The organism is Acinetobacter sp. YH12106 (assembly GCF_013418995.1).
In the GTDB taxonomy this organism is placed as follows: domain Bacteria; phylum Pseudomonadota; class Gammaproteobacteria; order Pseudomonadales; family Moraxellaceae; genus Acinetobacter; species Acinetobacter pseudolwoffii.
In genome coordinates this window covers 1-24,792 of the sequence record NZ_VPAV01000005.1, presented here as the reverse complement: position 1 = coordinate 24,792, position 24,792 = coordinate 1, and the positions used below count along the sequence as shown (strand labels likewise).

23 protein-coding genes and 2 tRNA genes are annotated in these 24,792 nt (G+C 45.2%); 14 read left to right on the top strand and 11 right to left on the bottom strand.

What is annotated here, in order from left to right:
- Nucleotides 1–51: 51 nt before the first annotated feature.
- The 3 genes from uvrA to tenA all read right to left on the bottom strand — a co-directional run bounded on the left by uvrA (nt 52) and on the right by tenA (nt 4,322).
- A complete protein-coding gene (uvrA, locus tag FTU45_RS06185) occupies nt 52–2,883 on the bottom strand; it encodes an excinuclease ABC subunit UvrA (RefSeq protein WP_180076136.1) in 2,832 nt (943 codons plus the stop codon).
- Nucleotides 2,884–3,064: 181 nt separating this feature from the next.
- Complete coding sequence (locus tag FTU45_RS06180) at nt 3,065–3,433, bottom strand: hypothetical protein (protein WP_005095110.1); 369 nt, start codon at nt 3,431–3,433, stop codon at nt 3,065–3,067.
- A gap of 217 nt (nt 3,434–3,650) precedes the next feature.
- A complete protein-coding gene (tenA, locus tag FTU45_RS06175; protein WP_159138373.1) occupies nt 3,651–4,322 on the bottom strand; it encodes a thiaminase II in 672 nt (223 codons plus the stop codon).
- A 222-nt stretch (nt 4,323–4,544) separates the two neighbouring features.
- Here tenA and FTU45_RS06170 point away from each other — a divergent pair, with 222 nt between their 5' ends.
- The 4 genes from FTU45_RS06170 to ahpC all read left to right on the top strand — a co-directional run bounded on the left by FTU45_RS06170 (nt 4,545) and on the right by ahpC (nt 8,687).
- Nucleotides 4,545–5,633, top strand: a complete 1,089-nt coding sequence (locus FTU45_RS06170; protein WP_004647275.1) for a DUF475 domain-containing protein — start codon at nt 4,545–4,547, stop codon at nt 5,631–5,633.
- 153 nt (nt 5,634–5,786) lie between these two features.
- A complete protein-coding gene (locus FTU45_RS06165) occupies nt 5,787–7,151 on the top strand; it encodes an MFS transporter (protein ID WP_100534512.1) in 1,365 nt (454 codons plus the stop codon).
- Nucleotides 7,152–7,202: 51 nt separating this feature from the next.
- Nucleotides 7,203–7,793: a single-stranded DNA-binding protein gene (gene ssb, locus FTU45_RS06160; protein WP_005095120.1), complete on the top strand. Its 591-nt coding sequence runs from the start codon at nt 7,203–7,205 to the stop codon at nt 7,791–7,793.
- A gap of 330 nt (nt 7,794–8,123) precedes the next feature.
- Nucleotides 8,124–8,687, top strand: a complete 564-nt coding sequence (gene ahpC, locus FTU45_RS06155; RefSeq protein ID WP_005095146.1) for an alkyl hydroperoxide reductase subunit C — start codon at nt 8,124–8,126, stop codon at nt 8,685–8,687.
- A gap of 81 nt (nt 8,688–8,768) precedes the next feature.
- Here ahpC and FTU45_RS06150 read toward each other — a convergent pair whose 3' ends face one another.
- A complete protein-coding gene (locus FTU45_RS06150) occupies nt 8,769–9,692 on the bottom strand; it encodes a LysR substrate-binding domain-containing protein (RefSeq protein ID WP_074383892.1) in 924 nt (307 codons plus the stop codon).
- Between the two features lie 143 nt (nt 9,693–9,835).
- Entirely contained in the window at nt 9,836–10,462 is a 627-nt protein-coding gene (gene ycaC, locus FTU45_RS06145) for an isochorismate family cysteine hydrolase YcaC (protein WP_180076135.1), read from the bottom strand.
- Nucleotides 10,463–10,770: 308 nt separating this feature from the next.
- Here ycaC and FTU45_RS06140 point away from each other — a divergent pair, with 308 nt between their 5' ends.
- From FTU45_RS06140 to FTU45_RS06130, 3 genes are all read left to right on the top strand, one after another.
- Nucleotides 10,771–11,649 (top strand): pirin family protein, encoded by an 879-nt coding sequence (locus FTU45_RS06140; RefSeq protein WP_100329487.1) that lies wholly within the window; start codon nt 10,771–10,773, stop codon nt 11,647–11,649.
- 413 nt (nt 11,650–12,062) lie between these two features.
- Nucleotides 12,063–13,370, top strand: coding sequence for an FAD-dependent oxidoreductase (locus FTU45_RS06135; protein WP_100329486.1), 1,308 nt, complete (start codon nt 12,063–12,065; stop codon nt 13,368–13,370).
- A 3-nt stretch (nt 13,371–13,373) separates the two neighbouring features.
- The gene (locus FTU45_RS06130; protein WP_074383895.1) at nt 13,374–14,222 is read left to right on the top strand and encodes a cyclopropane-fatty-acyl-phospholipid synthase family protein; all 849 of its coding nucleotides are present in this window, start codon (nt 13,374–13,376) and stop codon (nt 14,220–14,222) included.
- Nucleotides 14,223–14,297: 75 nt separating this feature from the next.
- Here the strand turns inward: FTU45_RS06130 and FTU45_RS06125 are convergent.
- The 3 genes from FTU45_RS06125 to FTU45_RS06115 form a co-directional block, all read right to left on the bottom strand.
- Nucleotides 14,298–14,373: transfer RNA gene (locus FTU45_RS06125), tRNA-Thr, on the bottom strand.
- A 203-nt stretch (nt 14,374–14,576) separates the two neighbouring features.
- Nucleotides 14,577–14,804 carry a hypothetical protein gene (locus FTU45_RS06120; RefSeq protein WP_005095157.1) on the bottom strand — a complete coding sequence of 76 codons (228 nt, stop codon included), beginning with the start codon at nt 14,802–14,804 and terminating at the stop codon, nt 14,577–14,579.
- Nucleotides 14,805–15,170: 366 nt separating this feature from the next.
- Nucleotides 15,171–15,261, bottom strand: a tRNA-Ser gene (locus FTU45_RS06115).
- Between the two features lie 121 nt (nt 15,262–15,382).
- On the opposite strand from FTU45_RS06115, the gene FTU45_RS06110 reads away from it, so the two are divergent.
- On the top strand, nt 15,383–17,263 hold the full coding sequence (locus tag FTU45_RS06110) for a potassium transporter Kup (protein WP_005095159.1): 1,881 nt from the start codon (nt 15,383–15,385) through the stop codon (nt 17,261–17,263).
- 78 nt (nt 17,264–17,341) lie between these two features.
- Here FTU45_RS06110 and FTU45_RS06105 read toward each other — a convergent pair whose 3' ends face one another.
- Nucleotides 17,342–17,899 carry a hypothetical protein gene (locus tag FTU45_RS06105; protein ID WP_180076134.1) on the bottom strand — a complete coding sequence of 186 codons (558 nt, stop codon included), beginning with the start codon at nt 17,897–17,899 and terminating at the stop codon, nt 17,342–17,344.
- A 265-nt stretch (nt 17,900–18,164) separates the two neighbouring features.
- On the opposite strand from FTU45_RS06105, the gene FTU45_RS06100 reads away from it, so the two are divergent.
- Complete coding sequence (locus tag FTU45_RS06100) at nt 18,165–19,247, top strand: DNA/RNA non-specific endonuclease (RefSeq protein ID WP_180076133.1); 1,083 nt, start codon at nt 18,165–18,167, stop codon at nt 19,245–19,247.
- Between the two features lie 77 nt (nt 19,248–19,324).
- On the top strand, nt 19,325–19,570 hold the full coding sequence (locus FTU45_RS06095) for a hypothetical protein (protein ID WP_005095167.1): 246 nt from the start codon (nt 19,325–19,327) through the stop codon (nt 19,568–19,570).
- 102 nt (nt 19,571–19,672) lie between these two features.
- Here FTU45_RS06095 and FTU45_RS06090 read toward each other — a convergent pair whose 3' ends face one another.
- Nucleotides 19,673–20,686, bottom strand: coding sequence for an AraC family transcriptional regulator (locus tag FTU45_RS06090; protein WP_180076132.1), 1,014 nt, complete (start codon nt 20,684–20,686; stop codon nt 19,673–19,675).
- 110 nt (nt 20,687–20,796) lie between these two features.
- On the opposite strand from FTU45_RS06090, the gene FTU45_RS06085 reads away from it, so the two are divergent.
- Entirely contained in the window at nt 20,797–21,393 is a 597-nt protein-coding gene (locus tag FTU45_RS06085; protein ID WP_180076131.1) for a hypothetical protein, read from the top strand.
- A gap of 343 nt (nt 21,394–21,736) precedes the next feature.
- On the opposite strand, the gene hisF is transcribed toward FTU45_RS06085, so the two are convergent.
- The gene (gene hisF / locus FTU45_RS06080; RefSeq protein WP_005095173.1) at nt 21,737–22,495 is read right to left on the bottom strand and encodes an imidazole glycerol phosphate synthase subunit HisF; all 759 of its coding nucleotides are present in this window, start codon (nt 22,493–22,495) and stop codon (nt 21,737–21,739) included.
- Between the two features lie 113 nt (nt 22,496–22,608).
- Between hisF and FTU45_RS06075 the strand changes: the two genes are divergently transcribed.
- From FTU45_RS06075 to FTU45_RS06065, 3 genes are read left to right on the top strand one after another with little or no spacing between them, the layout of a single operon-like run.
- Entirely contained in the window at nt 22,609–23,556 is a 948-nt protein-coding gene (locus tag FTU45_RS06075; protein ID WP_180076130.1) for a homoserine kinase, read from the top strand.
- Nucleotides 23,557–23,592: 36 nt separating this feature from the next.
- The gene (locus tag FTU45_RS06070; protein ID WP_100329475.1) at nt 23,593–24,219 is read left to right on the top strand and encodes a DUF1294 domain-containing protein; all 627 of its coding nucleotides are present in this window, start codon (nt 23,593–23,595) and stop codon (nt 24,217–24,219) included.
- A gap of 20 nt (nt 24,220–24,239) precedes the next feature.
- A complete protein-coding gene (locus FTU45_RS06065) occupies nt 24,240–24,635 on the top strand; it encodes a hypothetical protein (protein ID WP_005095179.1) in 396 nt (131 codons plus the stop codon).
- The last annotated feature ends 157 nt before the right edge of the window (nt 24,636–24,792 follow it).

The window sequence follows — 24,792 nt, the reverse complement described above, 5'->3', positions numbered from 1 at the left end:
AAAAATCACTCCTTTTTCAAAGGAGGGTTGGGGAGGATTTAAAAAAATAAATCACTTCAACAACGGCTTCAAAAATTTACCCGTATGTGATGCTTTCACTTTCACGACTTGTTCAGGCGTACCTTCCGCGACAATCATACCGCCACCCGAACCACCTTCAGGTCCCAAATCTACCACCCAGTCAGCAGTTTTAATCACATCCAGATTATGCTCAATCACCACAATGGTATTACCCTTATCACGTAGCTGATGCAGGATGTCCAGCAGCTTGGCAATATCATGGAAATGCAGACCCGTGGTCGGTTCATCCAGAATATACAAGGTTTGACCGGTATCGCGTTTGGCCAGTTCACGTGCCAGTTTGACACGCTGCGCTTCACCACCGGAAAGCGTGGTCGCAGACTGACCCAGACGGATATAACCCAAACCGACCTGATGCAATGTTTCCAGACGACGGTGAATGACGGGAATGGCATCGAAGAAATGCATGGCATCTTCAACGGTCATCTGCAACACGTCGGAAATATTCTTGCCCTTATAGTTCACTTCCAGCGTTTCACGGTTATAACGTTTGCCATGACAGGCATCGCAAGGCACATACATATCCGGCAGGAAATGCATCGCCACCTTGATCATGCCGTCGCCTTCACAGGCTTCACAGCGCCCACCTTTCACGTTAAACGAGAAACGACCCGCGGCATAACCACGTGCTTTGGCTTCCGGAGTTTGTGAAAACAGTTCACGGATGGGGGTAAATAAACCGGTATAAGTGGCCGGATTAGAACGTGGGGTTCGTCCAATCGGACTCTGGTCAATATCGACGACTTTGTCGAGGAACTGCAAGCCATCAATCGATTCAAACTTTTCCGATGTTAAAGTGGTTGCACCATTCAGTTGGGTCGCCGCCAAAGGTAACAATGTCCGGTTAATCAAGGTCGATTTACCCGAACCCGATACCCCGGTAACACAAGTCATAATGCCCAAAGGAATGGTCAGATCGACTTTTTTCAGGTTATGCCCAGATGCACCCATCAGCTTGATCTGTTCTTCAGGTTTAGGTGGCTGAATCCGTTTTTTCGGCACTTCAATTTTTAACTTGCCAGACAAATATTGTCCGGTCAGCGAGTCAGGATTGGCCAGAATTTCATCATAAGTTCCTTCAGCAATCACATGTCCACCATGCACACCTGCACCCGGGCCAATATCAATAATATGATCGGCGGCACGAATTGCATCTTCATCATGCTCGACCACCAAGACGGTATTGCCCAAGTCTCGCAGACGGATCAGGGTTTGCAGCAGACGGTCATTGTCACGCTGATGCAGACCAATTGAGGGTTCATCCAGCACATACATCACGCCCATCAGGCCGGCACCAATCTGGGAAGCCAGACGAATACGCTGTGCTTCACCGCCCGACAATGTTTCGGCAGAACGCGACAGGCTGAGATAATTCAGACCGACTGAGACCAGGAAGTGCAGACGTTCACGGATTTCCTTGAAAATCTTGTCGGCGATTTCTCCGCGTGCGCCTTCTAGGTTAATGTCCTGATAATAGCTTTCGGCATCACCAATCGACATGCGGGTAATGTCGGCAATGGTCTTGTCCAGAATTTTCACATTCCGCGAGATTTCATTCAGCCGTGAACCATCACAGGCATCACAGGCAGCATTGGACAGATACTGCGCCAGATCATCACGCACATAATTACTTTCAGTTTCACGGTAGCGGCGTTCCAGATGCGGCAAAATCCCTTCAAACGGAATCACCCGATTATGACGACGGCCACGCTCATCGATATAACTTAGATCAATTTTTTCTTTGCCGGTGCCGTACAGGAATTTTTTCTTGGTGTCGGCATCCAGTTCATTCCACGGCGTTTCTAAAGAAAAACCAAAATGCTCGGCGACTTTCTGGATCATGCCGTAATAATAAGGACGCTGACGGTCCCAGCCACGAATCGCACCCTGACTGACACTGACTTCAGGATTGGGAATCAGTTTATCGGCACTAAAATGACTGCGGGTGCCGAGACCATCACAGACCGGACAGGCACCAAAAGGGTTATTGAACGAGAATAAACGCGGTTCCAGTTCTGCGACAGCGCGGTCACATTCCGGGCAGGAATGCTTGGCAGAAAATACCCGATCATCATGTTCATCCTTCATCCAGGATAAAATCGCAATATCGCCACCGAGGCGCAGTGCAGTTTCAAAACTTTCTGCAATACGGTTGCCCAGATCATCACGGACTTTAAAGCGGTCGACCACGACTTCAATGGTATGTTTTTTCTTTTTGTCCAGTTCTGGTGGCGGATCAATTTCCATAATCTCGCCATCGACGCGGGCACGGACAAAACCTTGACTCTGTAACTGCTCAAATAAGGCGGTATATTCACCTTTACGCTCACGCACCACCGGGGCAAGCAGCATCAAGGCTGTGCCTTCTTCCAGCACTTTGACTGCATCGACCATTTCCGTGACGGTTTGTGCCACCATCGGCAGGTCATGTTCTGGACAGAAGGGCGTACCGACACGTGCATACAGCAGACGTAAGTAGTCATAAATTTCGGTAATGGTACCCACGGTAGAACGCGGGTTATGGCTGGTCGATTTCTGTTCAATCGCGATGGCTGGACTGAGACCTTCAATCGAATCGACTTCCGGTTTTTCCATTTGTGAAAGGAACTGGCGTGCATAGGCTGACAGCGATTCCACATAACGGCGCTGACCTTCGGCATATAAGGTATCAAAGGCAAGCGAGGACTTACCTGAACCAGACAGTCCCGTAATCACCACAAACTTGTCGCGTGGTATATCAAGGTTCACATTTTTCAGGTTATGGGTACGTGCGCCTCGAATACGGATGTGGCTTTGGCTCATGCAAGGATCCTAGAATATTCATCAAAAACCCTTATATGATACCGGATGAAAAATGTTCAAGTGCAAATAAAAGTATTTTAAACGTCAAGTTATGTCGGTGATTGGTCAATTCATCACAATACCGAGAAATATCACAGTAGATCGCTTCACTGTTCAGAATGACTAGACGTGAGGGACGTTCTTAACAAGCCGCTGCATAGCGGCGTTCAAAGATCGATTCAACATCCTCAAAGCAGGTGTCACGTGGTATATCATGATGCAGTCGCGCATAGAAATTAACTTCATTTTCCAGAATTTGCAAAAAGCCCTCATAGTCTTGTTCGAAAAAATCCAGGTCGAGCAAATCATTACGACGGGCCTGATGACAGCGGTACTTTTCAATAAATTTCAGCAGATGTTTCTGGATATGCGTGTTGGTATGGTAAATCAGGTAAGTTGCTGCTGAACCACAATCCAGACAGCCCTGTTCCAGATAAATTTCTTCATTATTCAACCAGCAACATTGCACCGTAAAAAATGCCCGAATCGCTTCGGTGCCTAAAGTGTCCATATTATCTGCCTCTTTCCGGGATTGATTTTATTAATTGATAATTATTCTCAATTATTGTGCGGCAATTTTGGGCTTATAGCTAGGTCTAGCATACCGGCCCGTTCTATCCTTGTTTTTTCAGACTAAGCCGTTTTTATGATCAGTTTATGACAGCAGAAATTTTTTAAACGGCTATAACCAAAAAGCCCTGTCTTAAACAGGGCTTTTTTTATTCGTCTTATTCATCCAGACCAGGCCACTGGCGTTGCTCAAAGGCACTGTCCCAGAACAACCATTCCAGACGGGCAGCATGGGTATAAGCTGCATGCATTTTTTCTAGTGTATCGGCATCAACACGCGCCGCAACACGGTCAACAGTCGCAATCACATTACGTACCGCAGTGTGGAACTCTTCTCCTGAATAGGTGTCCACCCAAGCCTGATACGGATTATTCGGCGCAGAGTTGTCGACAATATCTTTACCAACTTCAGCATAAATCCAGAAACAAGGCAGCAACGAGGCCAGTACTACTGGGTAGCTTTCTGACCAAGCGGTCGAAGTCAGGTAAGAAGTATAGTGATGACATGCCAGAGTCAGCGGGGTATTTTCAAACTGCTCTTTGCTAATGCCAAAATCCTGCATAAAGCCATCATGCAGGCTACGTTCCACCACAATCGCAATTTTGGCTGCCTCGGCAAACTGGATCACATCATCCGCTTCAAAAGCTTTGGCAGCACATACGGCCAGTGCACGGCCATAGGCCAGTAAATAATGCGCATCCTGAATCACATAATGACTAAAGGCTTCACGGCTTAAAGTACCTTGCGCCAGTTGCTGATTAAAGGGCAGGGCCAGGGTCTTCTGATAAAGTCCGAGATTGCGTTGCCATAGCTCTTGTGAAAAACTCATGCTGAAAATCCTTCGCAGTTCAAGTTAAACCATGCGGCACTATAGCAAAGATCGGGCTGTTTAAAAGATCGGCAAATTTTAAAAACAGAAAATAAGATAAAACAGCTCAGGAAGTGCTTTGGTTTATGCGCTAAAAGTTTCATAATTAGCTTAACTTTTCCTATTCGTATTGCTGCTCTCTCGCAGCCATACATTTATTTAATTTATCCAAGGTCGTTGTGTATGTTGAAACATTTTGGTTTCTCGATTGCATTTTCGATCGTGTGTCTTGGTTTGTCTGCGTATTGGGGTTATACCCATGGTCCTGACGCAGGCCTGCAAACCATGCTCACAGCGCTGACCATTACCGCTATTCTGGCGATTATGGAAGTGTCGTTGTCCTTTGATAACGCGGTTGTCAATGCCTCAGTCCTACGGGGTTGGGATCATTTCTGGAAAATGCTGTTCCTGACAGTCGGTATTCTGATTGCAGTCTTCGGAATGCGTTTGATCTTCCCGGTGGTCATTGTTGCAGTGACTGCAGACCTGGGCTTTATGGAAGTGGTACGTCTGGCCCTGAATGATCCGAAAGAATATTCAGCACGTTTAATGGCACATCATCCCGAAATTGCAGCTTTTGGTGGTGCTTTCCTGTTGATGGTATTCCTGAACTTCTTCCTGGATGAAGAAAAAGACACGCACTGGTTCAGACGGGTGGAACGCCGTCTGTCCAATCTGGCTAATGTACCAGCGATGTCGGTGTTTATCGCACTGGTGGCCTTGTTAATCATGGCAGCCAATGTCGATGAAGCCAAGCGTCTGGCAGTGACTATGGCGGGAATCTGGGGCATCGTAATTTATATTGGGGTGCAGGTCTTGAGCCATATGCTCGGTGGTGAACCGGAAGTCGATGAAGAAGGCAATGCGATTCGTCATGATGAAAATGGCGTACCGACGGGTGTAGTGAAAGCCGGTATTGGTGGTTTCCTCTATTTAGAAGTCCTGGATGCCTCTTTTAGTTTTGATGGCGTGATCGGTGCCTTTGCGATTACCTCAGACGTGGTCATCATCATGCTGGGTCTGGCCATTGGTGCGATCTTTGTCCGTTCAATGACGATTTATCTGGTTGAACAGGGCACATTGGATGCCTATATTTACTTGGAACATGGTGCGCATTATGCCATCGGTGCACTGGCTTTTATCATGATTGCCAGCGGAACCGGTCTGCATGTACCAGAAGTGGTGACCGGTCTGATCGGTGTAGCCTTTATTGTCTGGGCAGTATTCGCCTCGATTCAATACAAAAAACGTCAGGCAGCTTTAGACAAATAAAGCGCTGTTCCTGAATAAAAAGCGTAGCTCCGGCTGCGCTTTTTTATTTTTAGATTGGCATCATCTTTATTTCAAATAAAATTCATGTCTTCTTCATGAGCTGAATGTCCTATAATCTGGGCTCCAGATTAATTAACCCAATCGCCATAATTTATGATGAATGCTTTAGAACGTCGTTCAACCTTTGCCCTGAGCAGTATTTTTGCACTGCGCATGCTGGGGTTGTTTATGATTATCCCGGTGTTTTCTGTGGCAGGGCAGGCATATCAATATGCAACGCCTGCACTGATCGGTTTGGCGGTCGGGGTCTATGGTTTGACTCAGGCCTTATTACAGATACCATTTAGCCTGATTGCAGACCGCTATAGCCGTAAGCCTTTGATTGTTTTAGGACTGCTGCTGTTTGCCTTGGGTGGTGCGATTGCAGCCATGTCTGACAGCATTTATGGCGTGATTATCGGTCGTGCCATTGCTGGTGGTGGCGCAGTATCCGCTGTCGTCATGGCCTTGCTGGCCGATGTCACGCGTGAAGAAAACCGCATGAAAGCCATGGCAATCATGGGCATGAGTATTGGTCTGTCTTTTGTGGTGGCATTTAGTCTCGGGCCTTGGCTGACAGGTCTGGTTGGCATTTCGGGATTGTTCTGGGTCACCACGGTGATGGGATTGGCTGCCATTGCCATGCTGTTTATGGTGCCTAAAGTCACGCGCCATCATAAAAACTTTCAACAGGGTTATCTGACCCAACTGAAACAGGTGCTCCAGATTGGCGATCTGAATCGTCTGCATGTATCTGTGTTTACCCTGCATTTATTGCTCACAGCCATGTTTATTTATGTGCCTTCGCAGCTGATCGAGTTTGCAGATCTGCCACTTTCTAGTCATGGTTTGGTCTATTTACCCCTGTTGGTGCTAAGTCTGTTCTTTGCTTTTCCGAGTATCATTCTGGCAGAAAAATACCACAAAATGCGCGCGATTTTTCTGGTGGCGATTAGCGGTATTATTCTGGGTTTAATGGTGATGGTCTTTGGTTTTGAATCCAAATATATCTTGCTCATTGGCCTGGGCCTGTTCTTTATTGCCTTTAACGTGATGGAGGCCTTATTGCCTTCCTGGCTGTCTAAAGCTGCACCGATCCAGTCTAAAGCGACGGCAATGGGCGTGAATGCCAGCAGCCAGTTTTTGGGTGCCTTCTTTGGTGGGATGATCGGTGGTCAATTGTTGCTGCTCAATAATACCTCGATGGGCTGGAGTATCCTGACCGGGATTGCGATTGTTTGGCTGCTGATGAGTTTCGGGCTAGCTCAGCCACGCTATCTTTCATCACTGGTGCTGCGTTTGCCGGAAAGCAGACAAACTGACGAATGGACTTCTCAGCTTTTGGCGATTCGTGGTATTGAAGAAGTCGTGGTGATGGCTGAACAGCAAGTTGCCTATATAAAAGTCGATAAACAGCAGATTGATGATGCTTCGCGACAACAATTAACGCACTTGTTAGGTAAAGAGGTAGCCATTTAAGCATAACTCTTATAAAGTAAAATACAGAAATATATAGGAAGTAAACAGCAAATGCGTGGTGTAAATAAAGTCATTTTAGTGGGTACTTTGGGTAAAGATCCGGAAACCAAAACTTTTGCAAATGGTGGTTCTCTCACTCAATTTTCGATTGCTACCAGCGATTCGTGGACAGATAAAAGTACCGGTGAACGTAAAGAACAAACGGAATGGCACCGTATCGTGTTGCATAACCGTTTAGGCGAAATTGCGCAGCAATACCTGCGTAAAGGTTCTAAAGTATATATTGAAGGTTCATTACGTACCCGTCAGTGGACTGATCAAAATGGTCAGGAGCGCTATACAACGGAAATCCGTGGTGATCAAATGCAGATGCTGGACTCGAATCGTTCACAAGGCGAGCAGGGCGACAACAGTTTTAACCAGCCACGTTTTAATAACAATAATCAGGCGAGTAACAACCAAAGTGGCGGTTATGGCAATAATCCGCAGTCGGGTTATGGTTCAGCGCCGCAGCAAGGCGGTTTCAACAACAATCAGGGTGGCGGTTATGGCAACAATAACCCGAGTGGTTTTGCACCGAAATCTGCACCTGCACCAACAGCAGCGCCTGCAGCTGATTTAGATGATGATCTTCCATTTTAACTTATCAGAACGGTAAATCTTCATCCAAGACCCACCTGAATCCGGTGGGTTTTTTTATATCTTGAATTTGCTTTGTTTAGTTTTGATAGAGCTCAGAGCTTTATGATTGCTAATCTAAGTTGCAAAAAATTATATTTCAACTGCTCGGCTTATGTTCCAAATTCTAGGTTCCATATTGAGCAAATCAATCAGATCAGTAATTCTCATAGAAATCTTAAATCTAAAAAAACGATTATTTTTATAAAAACTTACGGTTTTACCTATTTAAGAAATTTTCGTATTCTATCTTCATCGAATGAACAATCTCACCAATATACGAGGAAAGGTCTCATGAGTTTAATCAATACTGAAATCAAACCATTCAACGCCACTGCTTACCACAAGGGTCAATTTGTGGAAGTGTCCGAGCAGGACATGAAAGGTAAATGGTCGGTTGTATTCTTCTATCCTGCTGACTTTACTTTTGTTTGTCCAACTGAATTAGGCGATCTTGCTGATCAATATGCTGAATTCCAGAAAATGGGCGTAGAAATTTATGGTGTATCAACCGATACGCACTTCACCCATAAAGCTTGGCATGATACCTCTGACGTAATTGGTAAAATCCAGTACCCAATGATCGGCGACCCAACCTGGACTTTGGCGAAAAACTTTGAAGTATTGATTGAAGCTGAAGGTCTGGCAGATCGTGGTACTTTCGTGATCGATCCAGAAGGTAAAATCCAGATCGTTGAAATCAATGCCGGTGGTATTGGTCGTGATGCAGCTGAACTGCTTCGCAAAGTGAAAGCAGCGCAATATGTACACGCTCACCCAGGTGAAGTATGTCCTGCGAAATGGAAAGAAGGCGAAGCAACTCTTGCTCCTTCAATTGACTTAGTGGGTAAAATCTAATTCGCTCACTTTATTTCAAAGCAAAAAATCCAGCACTCAGTGCTGGATTTTTTTATTGGTTGCTCAACATGAAAGCGCAATTCAAATGGTATAGCCCTGATGGCCTTCTGCCCGGGCACGTAAGCCCTCGACCAGATGCTCAATCAGTTTTTCCATCACCAGACGCTGACCTTTGCGTGAGGCATAGACCAGTTGTACGGTTCCCATATTGGAACACCAGTCTGGCAGCAGATGGATCAGGCGACCAGCTTTGAGATCTGCTTCCACGGTTAACAAGGGTAGATCGGCAATACCCAGGCCATCCAGGGCAGAATAGTATACGCCGGCCAGGTCATTGCTTTTGATGCGGGGTTCTAGGGGGATATCCATCTGTTCATGACTGTCGATACGATGCAGATGCCATTGATAGTGGTTTTTCTGCGTGCCTAAAACGATGGTCGGAAAGTCATTGATCTCAGTGGGGTAGTGTATCGAACGGCCTTGTAACAGCTCCGGACTGGCAACCAGACAATGCGTGGTTTTAATCACATCGCGAACGACAATGCTGGAATCTTCATTGGCTTCAAAGTTGGTGCGGATCGCCAGGTCAATCTCATCGTGCAGCACATCGACACGCCGGCTGGTAATTTCCATTTCTACCTGAACCTTGGGATAAGTCTTGAGGAATTCATTCAGCAGGCTGCGGATCTGGTAGCGCATTATCACCGAAGGACAACTCAGCTTGACCAGGCCTTGTGGTTCACTTTTCTGCTTGAGCAAGACATTACGGGCACAGTCCACCTGTTGAATCAGCTTTTCGCATTCCTCAAAAAATTCCTGGCCCAGTGAGGTCACCTTAAAATGTCGGGTTGAGCGTTGAATCAGGGTGACATTGAAACGGGCTTCCAGCTCTAAAATACGTCGGCTGAGTTTGGACTTGGTGATTCCGGAGATGTCACTGGCTGCACTAAAGCCGCCATGCTTGACCACCAGATAAAAATAATAATAATCATCAAAAGAATGCACCTTTCACCTCAATCGCCCTGCGTTCATACAATGCCCATCATAGGGGAAATCCGGGCCAGGCTAAACTGTTTCCAAGCCAGATTAATTTAATTGTTCCAACAAAAAGCGACCCGAAGGCCGCTTATTTTAGAGAGGTGTATGGTTTATTCCTGTGCAGTATTCTGGCTATAGCTATTCATCAGGTTGCGGTAGTCAGGAATATGATTGCTGAATAAGCTGCCGAGACCTTCGATATCATTACGCCAGTCACGGTGCAGTTCACAAGCCAGACCAAACCAGGTCATCAGCTGTGCACCAGCCTGTGACATGCGGTTCCATGCAGCATCACGTGTCAGGTGATTAAAGGTACCAGATGCATCTGTCACGATGAATACGTCAAATTCTTCTTCAAGTGCAGACAGCGCCGGGGAGGCAACGCACACTTCAGTCACCACGCCAGCAATGATCAACTGTTTTTTACCCGTGGCTTTTACCGCTTTAACAAAATCTTCATTATCCCAGGCATTAATTTGCCCTGGACGAGCAATATAAGGTGCGTCCGGGAATAGCTCTTTCAGCTCAGGAACCAACGGACCATTTGGGCCTTGTTCGAAGCTGGTGGTCAAAATGGTCGGTAAATTGAAATATTTTGCTGCTGCCGCAAGTGCCAATACATTATTTTTGAATTTATCTGGGTCAATATCACGAACCAGTGACAACAAACCAGTCTGATGGTCTACAAGTAATACGGCTGCATTGTCTTTGTCTAAACGTACATAAGGTTTTGCCATTTCTCTGTTGCTCTCTATAAAATTAGCATCCCGTCTTGGATCAAACCCAGGCTGTTCCGGGACGTGGTGATTTTTATATTAGAGCTAAAAACAGGACAAAATAAGCCCAAATTCTGGGATAAATAATCTTAAAAATAGGATAATTAAAAATTTAGACCAAAATTTTAGTTTATTTGTGTTGAATTCGGGAAGTTAAAGCAGAGATTGTCTTATATATAAGATACTGTATTCCAGCTTAGGACTATCAACGCATCTTGGCCCGGCATAAAATGGCTGCATGTTCATCCTATCGTAATAGGAGTTAAAAGATGAAAAAAGTAATTGGTGTTTACCGTAATCAAAACATGCATTGGGTCGGTGATGGCTTTCCGGTCAAAAATCTGTTTTCCTATGACCGTTTAGGTCAGGCGATCAGTCCGTTTTTGTTGCTGGATTATGCTGCGCCCTATCATTTTGATCCGACGACTGTACAACATGGCGTGGGTTCACATCCACATCGCGGTTTTGAAACAGTGACGTTAGCCTATCAGGGGGCAGTGACGCATCAAGATTCAAGTGGCGGTGGCGGCACGATTCAGGCAGGTGATGTGCAGTGGATGACCGCAGGCTCAGGTGTGGTCCATGAAGAATTTCATTCTCCAGATTTTGCCAAACATGGTGGTCTCTTTGAAATGGTACAGCTCTGGGTCAATCTGCCGGCCAAAGACAAGATGACCACACCACGTTATCAGGCGATCACTGCGGCAGCTATTCCGCGGATTGAAATGGATGAAGAGGCGGGGCATATTCGGGTGATTGCAGGTGAGTTTGCTGGTCATCAAGGTCCTGCTCATACTTTTAGTCCGATCAATGTCTGGGATGGTGAACTGAAAGCGGAATATGAAACCACCTTGCATATCCCTGCTGGGCATAATGCACTGTTAGTCGTGCTGAAGGGTGAGCTGGTGGTCAATGCGAGCCAGAAAGTCCTGGACAGCTCAATTATAATGTTTGCCCGTGATGGAGATCCGGCGATTCAGTTGCAAGCCTATCAGGATACCCAGTTTGTGTTACTGACAGGCGAGCCACTCAATGAGCCCATTCAAGGTTATGGCCCGTTTGTAATGAACAGCAAGGAAGAAATTATGCAGGCATTTCAAGATTTTAATCAGGGTAAATTTGGTGAAATTGCGGTGCAGGCTGAATAGTACACCGAGCGGTTAAACAAAGAAGCCTCTGCTTTCGCAGAGGCTTTTATTTTATAAGGCGCTGTAGTTTCTTGTCGTTTTAAATAATTTACGCATAAACTCATCTTGGTGGAATCTGATGGGTTTATGGTTTTATTATGCTGTGAATCATAGATTTTTCAAGGGCGTTTGTCAACCAAAGGTTATAAAAATGGTTAATTAAGATGTTTGTTTTTAAAGTGATTTTTCTGGTTATGTGGAAAAAATATGAATAAAATCCTGAGTTTGGTGAATTTTGTAACATGTTTAAAAAATAGTGAAAAGCAGATTTTATCCCGTCCAATTGCCTTTACGAAAAACATATATTCTGGAAGATTTTAATAACCTGTTTGATTGGCGGATGGTACATAATTTCTGTAGTTTTTCAATGATGGATGATCAGTTTGGATATCGCAGTAATTGGTAGTGGCATGGCCGGACTGGCAACAGCCAGAATTCTCCAGGATGCAGGACATCACATCACGATTTTTGAAGCACTTCCAGGTCGTGGCATGGACAGTCATAGCCTTGAATTTGAAGGGGGGCTGATTGATGCACCTTTACGTGTGATGAATCCTTATCTGTGGAAAAATACCCTGAGTCTGGCCACGCATCTGGGCATTAAAACTTATCCGGTGCGTACCTATATGGCCTGCAGCTGGTTATTTGAAGATAAAACTGAAACCTGGCTGACCACATCGCGTAGCCGTATCGGCAATATTCCAATTATCAATAACCGTAAAGGCTTGCAGCAGTACGGCTGGCGTCTGGTCAAGGGCCTGTTGCAGCTCAAAGTGGCATTAACCAAATTTTTTAAGTCGAAAAATCAGGACATCAGCCTGGCAGAATTTATCAATCGTAACGAGATTGAAGAAGTGTTCTGGCATGGCGCCGTAATGCCGGTACTGTATACCATTTGTACCTGCAATCCGAAAACCATTGGTGAATGGCCGGCGAAACCTTTATTGATTTTCCTGCGTCAATTGACTGATGGCGATGCCTTACTACGCTTGCAAGGCGGAACACCGGCGCTGGTCGACAAACTGGTGGAAGGTATTCATATTGAAGATGGTTCAGCGATTACACTGGTTCAAGAGCAGGGCGATCAGGTCAAAGTTGAAAATGCGGCCGGTTATTCAAAACTGTTTGACCGGGTCATTGTCGCGACGCCAACCACTAAAATTGAGCAATTCCTGGATCCAACCCAGTTTGCCAGCGAAATTGAATTATTGAAGAAATTCAAATTCGAACAGGGCGAACTGGTGATTCATACCGACTCCAGCGTGATGCCGCCAAAACGTAAAGACTGGGCCGTGCTTAGCTATATGATGGATCGTAAGTTTACCCGTCAGCAATTTACAGTGTGGCTCAACTCGATTGAACCTTCTCTGGTCGGCAAGTCGGCAGTGTTCCAGACCTGGCGTCCGGTGACCGAGATTGACCCGAAAAAGGTGATTACCTCGGTCATGCTGACGCGTGCAGTGGTCGATGCCAATACCGTGGCGCTGAACAAGGAATTACAGCAGCGTCATCTGGAAGCCAATCGCAAAGTCTTTTTCTGCGGTTCATGGTCATGTGACGGTTTGCCCATTCTAGAATCGGCTGTGACCTCAGCGATGAAGATTGCGGAAATTTTCGGTGCGCCTTTGCCGTTTCAAGGTTTAAAACCTGTAGTTGAGGTTGCTCCGCAACTGGGTTATTAATTGATGCAATGGCTTCAGGCACTGCGTCAGCGTCTTCCTCAGCATAAATATGCTATTCATGCAGCAGTGCTGGGGGATCAGGCGCAATTGCCCTGGAGCAATCTGGGCTACTGGCAGGCAGGGCAGCAGGATTATGTCACTGCCTGTCGTACGCTGGCCGATCGGCTCGCAGATGGCGTCAATTTAAATTCAAAAGATAAATTGCTGGATCTGGGCTGTGGTCAGGGTGCAAGTTTGTTGCACTGGCAGCAGCAGTATCAGGTGCAATATCTGGCCGGTGTCGAACTACAAGCAGCGTGTGTGGCCAATATCCAGCAGCATTTGCCAGAATTGAATGCCATTTATCAGGCTTCATTCTTGCGTTTAAAGGAATTGCCGTTTTCTCAGCGTTTTGATGTGGTGCTGTGTCTGGATGCGGCCTATCACAGCCCGGTTCCGTTACTGCTGGAACAGATCAGCAGTGTTTTAAATTCAAAGGCGCGGATTGGTTTTCACCATCTGGTGTTATCGGAACGCTGGCACAATCTGAATGCCTTGCAACGGCGCAAATATCAGTTTTTATTAAAATCTGCCGATATAAATTTAAAAGAATTAATGTCTGTCGGTGCACTGTATGAGTGTCTAGATCGTTTTGAATTTAAAAATATTCAGATTCAGGATTTGTCCGAAGCTGTATTTTCAGGCTTTGCAAATTATGTTGGGCAAACTTTAAATTCAAAACATGCTGCTCTGCATGCTCAAGGTTCAAGCCTGGATCATTTTAAAATTCAAATGACAGCGAAGCTATGCCAGAAGCTATACCAGGAAGGGATCGTGAGATATGTGCAAGTAACGGCACAAGCGAAGCACTAGAAAAAGCCAGCATACTTAGCTGAAAACATAAGGCCCAGAAACATCAAAGCCTCACTAAAAAGCGAGGCTAAGATATGGTGCCGGCACACGGATTCGAACTGTGGACCTACTGATTACAAGTCAGTTGCTCTACCAACTGAGCTATGCCGGCATGGTGGAGTGCATTTTACAGAAATTCATTCGCTACGCAAGCCAAAAAATAACCGTTCAAGCTATTTTGGTACGATTTACCGTTTTTCCGGTTCATTCTATCTAAACTGTCTTTTATCGAAAGATCAAGAAAACGCCCATATAGGCAGATATGGGCGAGGGTGAATGTACAGGGTTTAGTATGGGTCAATCGCTTAAAAGGGATTATCGCTTTTTTAGGATCTGGTCTAATTCTTGTGCACATTCCTCTAAAGTAAAGGCCATATCAAACTGCATTTGAGGTTTGAGTTCTTGAGCGAGGCTTCTCCACTGTTCGATGAGTCTCAGAGCTTTTTGAATTTTATGTTTATTGATGTCTTTGGCAATGGTTGGGGTATAACCGCCACGTTTTGCATTTTTGATCTGTTTTGCATAGTTTGCGCTGTTATTCATGTTCGCTCTCCGAATAGCAGTGTATCTATTTAGCTTTAAGTTTAAATGGCTCGATCAATCCTGTATTTCTTTCTATTTTATGGTTTTTATTCTCCTCTCAGCACCTCTGTAGGCACCATAACATAGCTTTGATGACAATAGAGTTAAGCTATTTTTATGCCAGTTTTTAAATTGAACCTAGAAAAGCACGGAAGCTTAAGAAAAATTTAAATATGGTGGAATAATCGTCTTAGAACAGCCATATTCCTTAGGTCATAGTAACTTTAATCATGGTGGTGATGGATTGTTTAATGATTCTAAGCAGATGCGAATTTGAATTTCAGGCAATAAAAAAACCCGAATCATGTGATTCGGGTTTTTAAATTCTGGCGGTGAGAGAGGGATTCGAACCCTCGAAACGCTATAAACGTTTACACACTTTCCAGGCGTGCTCCTTCAGCCACTCGGACACCTCACCATAGGCCGAGGATAATAGCGAAAAAAACCAGCTGTGCCAAGCTGAAACAATTGATTTGCAGAAAAACTTTTAATGTGGTGCTATGATTCGCAAAAATGCTTGTTAAAAACGAAGACAATATATGCAAAGCACTGCACAAAAAGCAGCTCTCCCGGTGATTACACTGGCTGCGCTTGGGGTCGTTTTCGGAGATATTGGCACCAGTCCACTCTATGCACTGCGCCAATGCTTCCTCACCGCACATCTCGCCATTAGCGAGGCCTCTGTACTCGGTATCCTGTCGCTGATTTTCTGGTGCATGATGCTCACCATCAGCTTTAAATATGTCACGGTCATCATGCGTGCCGATAACAACGGCGAAGGCGGAATCATGTCATTATTGGCATTAAATCTGCGTACCACACGAATTGCTGATCAAAAGAAAATTTTCCTGATTGCCTTGGGTTTTATTGGTGCATCGCTATTCTTTGGTGACGGTATTATTACTCCGGCAATTTCTGTGCTGTCTGCCATTGAAGGCTTGAGTATTGCGACACCTATTTTCAATCAATGGCTGGTACCGCTATCGATTGGAATTCTGGCGGGGCTGTTTATGGTGCAGCGCCACGGTACAGCCACCATGGGGAAATTTTTCGGGCCTTTAACCATGCTCTGGTTCCTGTCCATTGGCGGTTTTGGTTTGTGGAGCATTATCCAGACCCCATCTGTCCTCTGGATGGTGAATCCGTACTGGGCATATCACTTTGTGGTTGATCAGCCCTACGTGGCTTTCCTGACCATGGGCGCGGTGATTCTGACCATGACCGGGGGGGAAGCAATTTATGCCGATATGGGGCATTTCGGTCGTCTGCCAATTCGTCTGGCCTGGTTTATTATTGTCTTGCCCTGTTTATTGCTGAATTATGCCGGACAGGGCGCATTGTTGTTGCGCAGTCCAGAAGCGCTGGCCAATCCTTTCTATATGCTGCTGCCAGAATGGGCTTTATTCCCGATGATTGGACTGGCCACGGCTGCAGCGGTCATTGCCTCGCAGGCGGTGATTACCGGGGTATTTTCGATGGTCAATCAGGCCATTCAACTGCGTTATTTGCCGCGTCTATCGGTCAAGCATACCTCGGCAGTCGAACGTGGCCAGATTTATCTGCCCTTTATTAACTGGCTGCTGTTTATTTCGGTCTTGATCCTGATTTTACTGTTTGAAAATAGTGCCAATCTGGCCAGTGCTTATGGTGTTGCAGTGACCATGACCATGCTCTGCGGTACTATTCTGATCTCGATTCTGGCTTATGGTTTATGGCGTTGGCCGGTCTGGAAAGTGGCATTGTTTGCTGTGCCATTTTTGGCTCTGGATTTGGTCTTTGTAGCCTCAACTTCTTTAAAAATCACCTCGGGTGGCTGGGTGCCGATTCTGATTGGTGCCGTGCTGTTTACCATTTTGATGACCTGGAAAGATGGACGCGCTTTGGTTTTGAAGCGTCTGGAACAGGATGCCTTGCCGATTGATCTGTTTATTAAAAGTATCTCAATGGGGGAAGGTACCAAATATGTGCCAGGTGAGGCCATTTTCCTGACGGGTACACCGAATATTGTCCCGCATGCCATGCTGCATAATATCAAGCACAACAAAGTCTTGCATGAACGTAATATTATGCTCACGGTCATTACCCGTGATGTTCCCTTTGTAGCTAAGCAAGATCGGGTTGAACTGGAACAATTGAGTGAGCATTTTTATCGGGTATTTATCTATTATGGTTTTAAGGATCAGCCCAATATTCCAGTAGCTTTACAACAGGCTTATCGAAAATGGGGTTTTGAATATGATCTGATGCAGATCAGTTTCTTTATTTCACGTGAACGGATTATGCATACTGTGGGTGAGGGCATGGCACCGTGGCGGGAAAAACTGTTTATTTCCATGCAGCGCAATACCAGTCCGGTCAGTGATTTCTATCAGATTCCACCCAACCGTGTGGTCGAGCTAGGCACCCAGATTCAGATGTGAATAAAATTAAAAAGCATAAAAAACCAGAGACACACTCTGGTTTTTTATGGGAGAAACAGTAAATAACTGAGCTTCGGATTATTGCTCAAGTTCTACGGCAGCCGGCACTTCAGGTGCAGCATTCAAAGACTGTTCCATCAGCACTGGTTCTGCATCGGCTTGAGCTGCAATTTCAGTTTGTGCATTCATATTGGCTTCAACTACAGCGGCTTGCTGTTGCTCTTCAAGCACAGGCTGTTGTTCTGGTGCAGCCATAGATGTAGTTGTCTCGACTTCAGTACTGTTGGCCGGTTCAGCCAGATTGGCCGGCATGTCTGATTGATTCATACCCGGTTCTGCCACAGGAGGTTGTGGAGAAACCATGTCTGAATTACCGGGCGCCTGCATCATCGCTGGCTGCGTATTTGGCATTGGTTGCTGTGGCGCAGCTGTACGCGGATCGACAAGGCGGATTTGACCAGAGTTGACTAGAGTTTCTAAAGAGCCTTCCTGACCATTTACCGTGGTACTAATTTTAGCTTTAGACAAGCTTTCAAGTGTTTCACCCGGTTGAACCGGTGGCTCGGCAAATGCGCCTGCGCTGATTACACTTGTGAATAATCCTAAACCTAATATTTTAGAGAGTTTGGAATTCATGATTGACACCACTGCTAATAATTGTACGAATTGGGATAGGCGCTTAGCTTTACATACTCATCCGGCAGCTCCAATCAAAGCTACTCAAAGACTGCGAAACCTCATTTAAAATGAAATAAAAAATAGACAGTTTGTTACAGCTTTCGTGGCTTTTAAGCCATTATTGTTTATTTGTTAAGCGAATGGCAGGGTCAAGATATACTTCATATACACAGCTTGTTAAGCTCGGGAAAAATCGGTATTGATCTAAAAAGTACGTGTAATAATGGCCAAGAAGCAGCGTAAATCCAAGAACTCTCTTTTTCAGTTTTTAAGTAAAAATAGTACTAAAGTCATTCTGGGTGTGGTGGCTTCGAGTAGTTTTGCCATCGCCTTTGGTCAGGAAAAAATCAGTCAATGGGTGTCTCTGCCATCTTCATCCAATTCCGCCTGTCTGACACAGTTTTATCGTGATGTTCCGCCGTATCTGATGAAAGACAGCCTGAAAAAAGACAGTTATTCACTGTGCTTTAATGGCTTTAACGTTGGTTATTCCGGTGTTTCGAAAACCCCACTTTGGGTGGCTGAAGCACTCACACCGGCACGCTTAAGCCAGAAAATTCCGCGTCAAGATAATTTTCATGAAGAGACCCAGGTTAAACCTGCGCATCGGGCGACGTTGGCGGATTATCGTGGTTCCGGTTATGATCGCGGGCATATGGCGCCAAATGCGGATATGCCCAATAAGGCTGCACAGTCGGACAGTTTCTCACTGGCCAATATGGTGCCGCAAGCACCGAAAAACAATCAGCAGGTCTGGCGTGAACTGGAAGAAGCGACCCGTGCCATTGTAACCAAACAGAAGCAGGATGCTTATGTTGTTACCGGGCCGGTATTTGCGGCGAAAAAACTAAAAACCATTGGTAATGGCGTGATTGTACCGACGGCGGTGTATAAGGCAGTTTACCTGCCGAAAACCGGTGCGATTGGTGCTTATTATGCGCCGAATGATAATTCGCTCAAAGTGCGTATTGTTAGTGTCTGTTATCTGGAGGAACAGCTCGGAATTAACCTGTTCCCACAATTGACCGAAGAGCAGAAGCGCAATACCTATCGTTTGCCATTGACGGCCAAGGCGGTCAAAGCCAATCAGAAAATCGAATATTCTAACTGGGATGCAGAAAGCCAGTGTGCGGAAGACGTCTCTAAAGAAAACTTGCAGGCACTGCAACGTGAGTTTAAATCTTCAGGTTCAAATACCTCGACGTCCTCAGCGACTGGTGGTGCAATCGATAACGACACCCAAAATACGATTGTAAAACAGCTGATAGATGCGCTATTGCAATATATTTTGCAGTTATTGAAATAAACTTGCTGAAAAAAGTGGGATTCGAGTAGCATCGATCTCGCCCATTATTGAAAATAACAAAGACAGGTGGAGAGGATATGTTTAAAGCATTTGAAAATGGCAGTGAATCCCATGCCATTCATGATCTGACCTTGGAAAATGATCTGGATTGCGTCAGCCTGTATGGAAACTTGCAGATCACCAAGGATCAGGAAGGTCTTAAGGCTGCCAAGGTTTTGCAGGCTTTTGTAAATGATGTGGTGCAGCAACTGGAAAATACTGTAGATCTGCCAGAAAAGCTGCAGCGGGATGATCTGGACGAAATCGAAAATCCATTTTTATAAGATTTTTTTCATTTGTTGGAGAATGTTCCATCTGGAACCAGACACAAAGCCCAATATTCCTATTGGGCTTTTTACTATTTTTAGTCTCAGCATTGCAGCGTCTCAAGCTGTCTGAGCCAAAGATTCTAAGCGCCATTGTTGTGGCGTCAGCTGGGTCCATTGCTTAAATGCCCGCTGAAATGCACTCTGCTCGGAGTAACCAAGCAGCATGGAAATTTCCTGTAAGCTTAAATGCGGATCTTTCAGATATTGCATTGCCATCATAGAGCGGATTTCCTGCATGCGTTGCTGATAGGTTTTACCCTGCTTTTGCAAATGTCGTTGTAACTGACGGACAGAGAATTTTATTTGCTGGGCAATATGTTCAATCTGGAACTGGTTTTTTTGCAGGCCCACCAGAATCGCCTGCTGTAACTGCTGGTCAACCTGGGTGGAATTGGGGAATTTTTCCAGTAAAGCTTCAGCTTGTTGTTTCAGAAGCTTTTGTAGGGTCTGATCACCCTGTTTTAAAGGTGTAGACAGCTCGCTGACCGGCATCAGGACTTGAGTCTTGGCTTGACCGAAACGAACCTTGCAGCGGAAATACTGTTCATACAATGCTATATTTTTGGGTGTTGGATGCTGAAAATGCACTTCATGCAGATGCAGATGATTATTATCCAGAATATTCGATTTAATAAATTCGATCATGAGTGCAATCGCGATTTCATCGGTCAGTTGCGTACTCATCTTAAAAGGAACCTCACCCCAGGCAATCGAAAGATGATCTCCTTGCCCCTGGATTTGTAGCGGGCTGCCATCATAGATCAGGCGATGGTAGTCATGATAGCGCATGAAGGCTTCACCCAGCGTGTCACTGGAAAGTGCCAGATAACCGATAATCCCGAGATGTTTAGTCTCGACCAGTTGCGCAATTTCCAGGCCCAAAGCCGGGCGCTGCAGCTGTTGATCAAGTGTCGTCAGCAGATCACGCCACAGAGTAAAATCAAAGCGTTCCAGATTTTGAATGGCCAATAATTTCTCAGGGACTTCGAGCTGTTTCAGCTGATAATAGTCCAAAAGTAAATGTCCTAAACCACCGTATATCGAGCCTACGTAGTTTTTTAGAACCAGCATTTTTTAATTCTTTTATTTTGTCGTATTTTGTCAATCATATTGAATATTTTGGTCAATATCTAGTCTTTTACTTAGCCTATATTGAAAAATAGACCAAGAGGTAAAAGATCATGTGGAAAGGTTTTCTGGCAGGACTCGTCGTTGCCAATGGATTTGAATGGTTTGCGCATAAATATGTGTTACATGGAATTCACCGCCAAGGACAGAGCCGCTATAGTCCGGTTCCAGAAAGCATGTGTTCGCATTGGGAACATCACCGCATTGTGCGTAAAACGGAATTTTCCGATTTCGGTTATGTAGAAGGACTGAACAACTGGCGTACCCGCAATGAAATTGCTTCTCTTGCCGTGGTTGCTACAGTCTTTGGATTGACGTTTTATCCTTTTTCCAAAGGGATGACGCTGGCCGTATTATATAGTGCAGGCAATTATTATTATCGGCATCGTCGTGCCCATCTGGAGCCAGAATGGGCCAAAAAAAAGCTGCCTTGGCATTATGATCATCACATGAATAGTAATCAGGATGCCAACTGGTGTGTGACCAAACCCTGGTTCGACTATCTGCTGGGTACCCGGGTGATTTCCTCCGCAGATTTACAGGAGCAGAACCCTTTAGGTATGGTATTGCCTGGACCGATCTCGAAAAAACTGAACCGCTGGGCAGAGCATATTTTCCGGTTAAATCGGCCAATGCTTCCACTAAAATGACGAAAAATACTGCAAAAAATACGGTAATGAAGCAGTTAAATACGCAGGTTATGGACTAAAACAGGGCTTTGTCGTGATTTGTCAATAAAATACTGTTGTACTGTCAATATTGTCCTGCGGATTTCACCTATATTTGCTCCTGTCGGTGAGCAAAGCCTCATACTGATATATTTCTGGGTGTAATGAGTTATTTTGAATACCAAGTGCTGTAGTCTTATCTTGGTTTTATAGGGAGTCGAAAGACTCCTTTTTTTTGTCCTGTATTTGTTTGGTTGTTTTATCTACGACATAAAAAAGAGTGTTTATAAAAACACTCTTTAATTAAATCATCATCTAAAACGGCTTAGAGGCGCATTTCAATGCCTTGGGCTGCCATATAGGCTTTGGCTTCCGGAATGGTGTGTTGACCAAAATGGAAAATTGAAGCTGCCAGTACCGCATCGGCGCCACCATGAATAATGCCGTCCGCCAAATGCTGTAAATTACCCACACCACCGGAAGCAATCGTCGGTACAGTGACGCGGTCATTGATGGCACGCATCAGGGCGATGTCATAACCGGCTTTGGTGCCGTCAGCATCCATTGAGGTAATCAGGAGTTCACCTGCGCCGTAATTGGCCATTTGTTCTGCCCATTCCAAGGCATCAATGCCGGTCGGTTTACGGCCGCCGTGGGTGAAAATTTCCCATTTATCTTCGCCGGTTTTTTTGGCATCAATGGCGACCACGATACATTGTGCGCCAAAACGTTGTGATGCTTCCTGGACAAATTCCGGATTAAATACTGCTGCCGAGTTGATGCTGACTTTATCTGCACCAGCATTGAGCAGCAAACGGATATCTTCGACTTTACGCACACCGCCACCGACCGTCAGGGGGACGAAAACCGATTCAGCCATACGTTCTACAGTACGGTAAGTGGTGTCGCGTCCATGATGTGTAGCGGTAATATCAAGGAAAGTAATTTCATCGGCACCTTGTTCGTTATAACGACGTGCGACCTCAACTGGGTCACCTGCATCACGAATATCAAGGAATTGAACACCCTTGACCACACGACCATTATCAACGTCGAGGCAAGGAATAATACGTTTAGCTAGCATAAATTTTTCCAATTATTACAGCCGATTATGAAACTCACCCACGCAAGCGCTACACCTTGGCAGATGGAAACGGTATTCTAGCAAAATTATGTAAGTTTTTTCGCAGGTTTTCTATGTCGGTTTATACCACTTTGACTTTAAAGGAAGTTCAGGATTTTGCAGCGCCCTACGGTTTAAAGGCGGTTGATCTGATTCCGATTCAAGGCGGTATTCAAAATACCAACTATTTTTTGGTCTGCGAAGACGCACACTATGTGCTAACGGTGTTTGAGGATATGGATGAACAGGCGGCAGGGGAACTTGTGCCTGTATTACAACATTTGGGCAAAGCAGGCTTGGCCGTTCCGGTGCCTTTATCGCATTCAGGCAAGGCTATTCACAGTATTAAAGATAAACCGGCACAGATTGCACCGCGCCTGTTGGGTGAGCATCCCATGCCATCGACCGTGGCACAAGTTGAAGCGATTGCTATCGCTCAGGCAAAAATGCATGTGGCATTGCAGGACTTCAAATTAGAACGTAATTTCGTGCGTGATCATGCGTATTGGCTGGCAGTGTCCCAAGAAATCAAACCAAGTTTAAGTCCGGCCGATAAAGTGTTGCTCGGCAAGCTTTTAGGCCTGTATGACGCTTTAACAGCAGTCTATCCAGATCGTCCACGTGGCTTTATTCATTCCGATCTGTTCCGGGACAATACCTTATTTGAGGGTGATCAACTCAACGGTATTCTGGATTTTTATGAACTAAACAAAGATGAATTTTTATTTGATATCGCGATTACTTTAAATGACTTTTGCACCAACTATCCGGATGTCACTTTAAACGAAGAAAAAGCCATTGTCTTTTTAAATGCCTATGAAAGCGTCCGCCCCTTAACAGCAGATGAAAAATCATGTTTAGAGTTGTACTTGGCCATGGCCGCAGGTCGCTTCTGGATGATGCGGTTACAGGTGGCACAGCGTAACGCGGCCTTGGGTCGTACTGGCGAAGATATTTTGCAAAAAAATCCAGTCGAGATGCGTAATATGTTGATTGAGCGATTAAAATTCGTTACAGCTTAAATATTTAAAATTTATAAAGACAAAAGGACAGGGGATATGCGCGATCAGGGGCGTTTAGTGGAGTGGTTTGATGACAAGGGTTATGGCTTTATTCAGCCCAATGATTCGGCCAAAGATCGCGTATTTCTGCATATCAAGGACTTTGCCAAGCAAGGTCCGCGTCCGATTGTCGGCTGTGCCTTAGATTACACGGTCATTTTAGATGAGCGCGGACGATACAAAGCACAGCAGGTCATGTATCTGAAAGCATCGCAAACCAAAACGTCTCAGGCTAAATTCAAACCCTCCAAGCAACAGCAGTCACAGAAATTACAACCGATGCAGATTGCCTGTGTGGTTTATATTCTGTTGCTGACCGCATTGACTTTGGGCGGTCTGCTCAGCGGACTGGTCTTGTTGCTGATCAGTTTGATGAATGCATTGAGTTACTGGTTGTATGCGCAGGACAAGGAAGCGGCGCAATCGGGTAAGCAACGTATTCCGGAAAATACCCTGCATCTGGTGGCTTTTTTAGGTGGTTGGCCAGCAGCCTGGTTAGCCCAGCAAAAACTGCGACATAAAACACAAAAACAACCGTTCCGACAGATATATTTTTGTACTATAGCCTTTAACATCATTTTGATTATATGGCTAATTTCCCCATTTAACAGTTTAAATATTTAGGGGAAAGATCGGGAGGGGACGTGAACTATTCCATTGATAAAGACCCAAATCGCACACTGACTTTTGCACTGTACATTCTATATATTGTGGCCATTTTTAGTGCTGGCCTTTTGGCTGTCGTGGCGTTGATCATTAACTATGTCAAACGTCGCGATGTGCGTGGTTCAATTTTTGAAAGCCACTTCACCTGGCAGATCCGCAGTTTCTGGTGGTATCTGGTCTGGAATATCATTGCCTTTATTCCATTTTTGTTTCTGTTCTTTACTGGCGAAGATCCGAACCTGTTTGCAGGCGTGGCATTTGGTGCATCCGCTTTCTGTTTGTTGGTGGTCTTTCTGGCCTGGATCTGGATTGTGTATCGGGCGATTCGTGGCATCATGCGCTTGAATGACAATCGACCGATGTATAAATCCTAAATTTTATTGTAGAAAAAGCAGCCAAAGTGCCACTGCTGTCCCATAGTTTGCTTTAAATAAAAAAACCTGAGTCCTAACAGTTAAAATATGAGTGCAAACAAACACTTTAACGACCAGGATTCAGGTTTTGTCACATCAGAATACCGTATTTCATGAG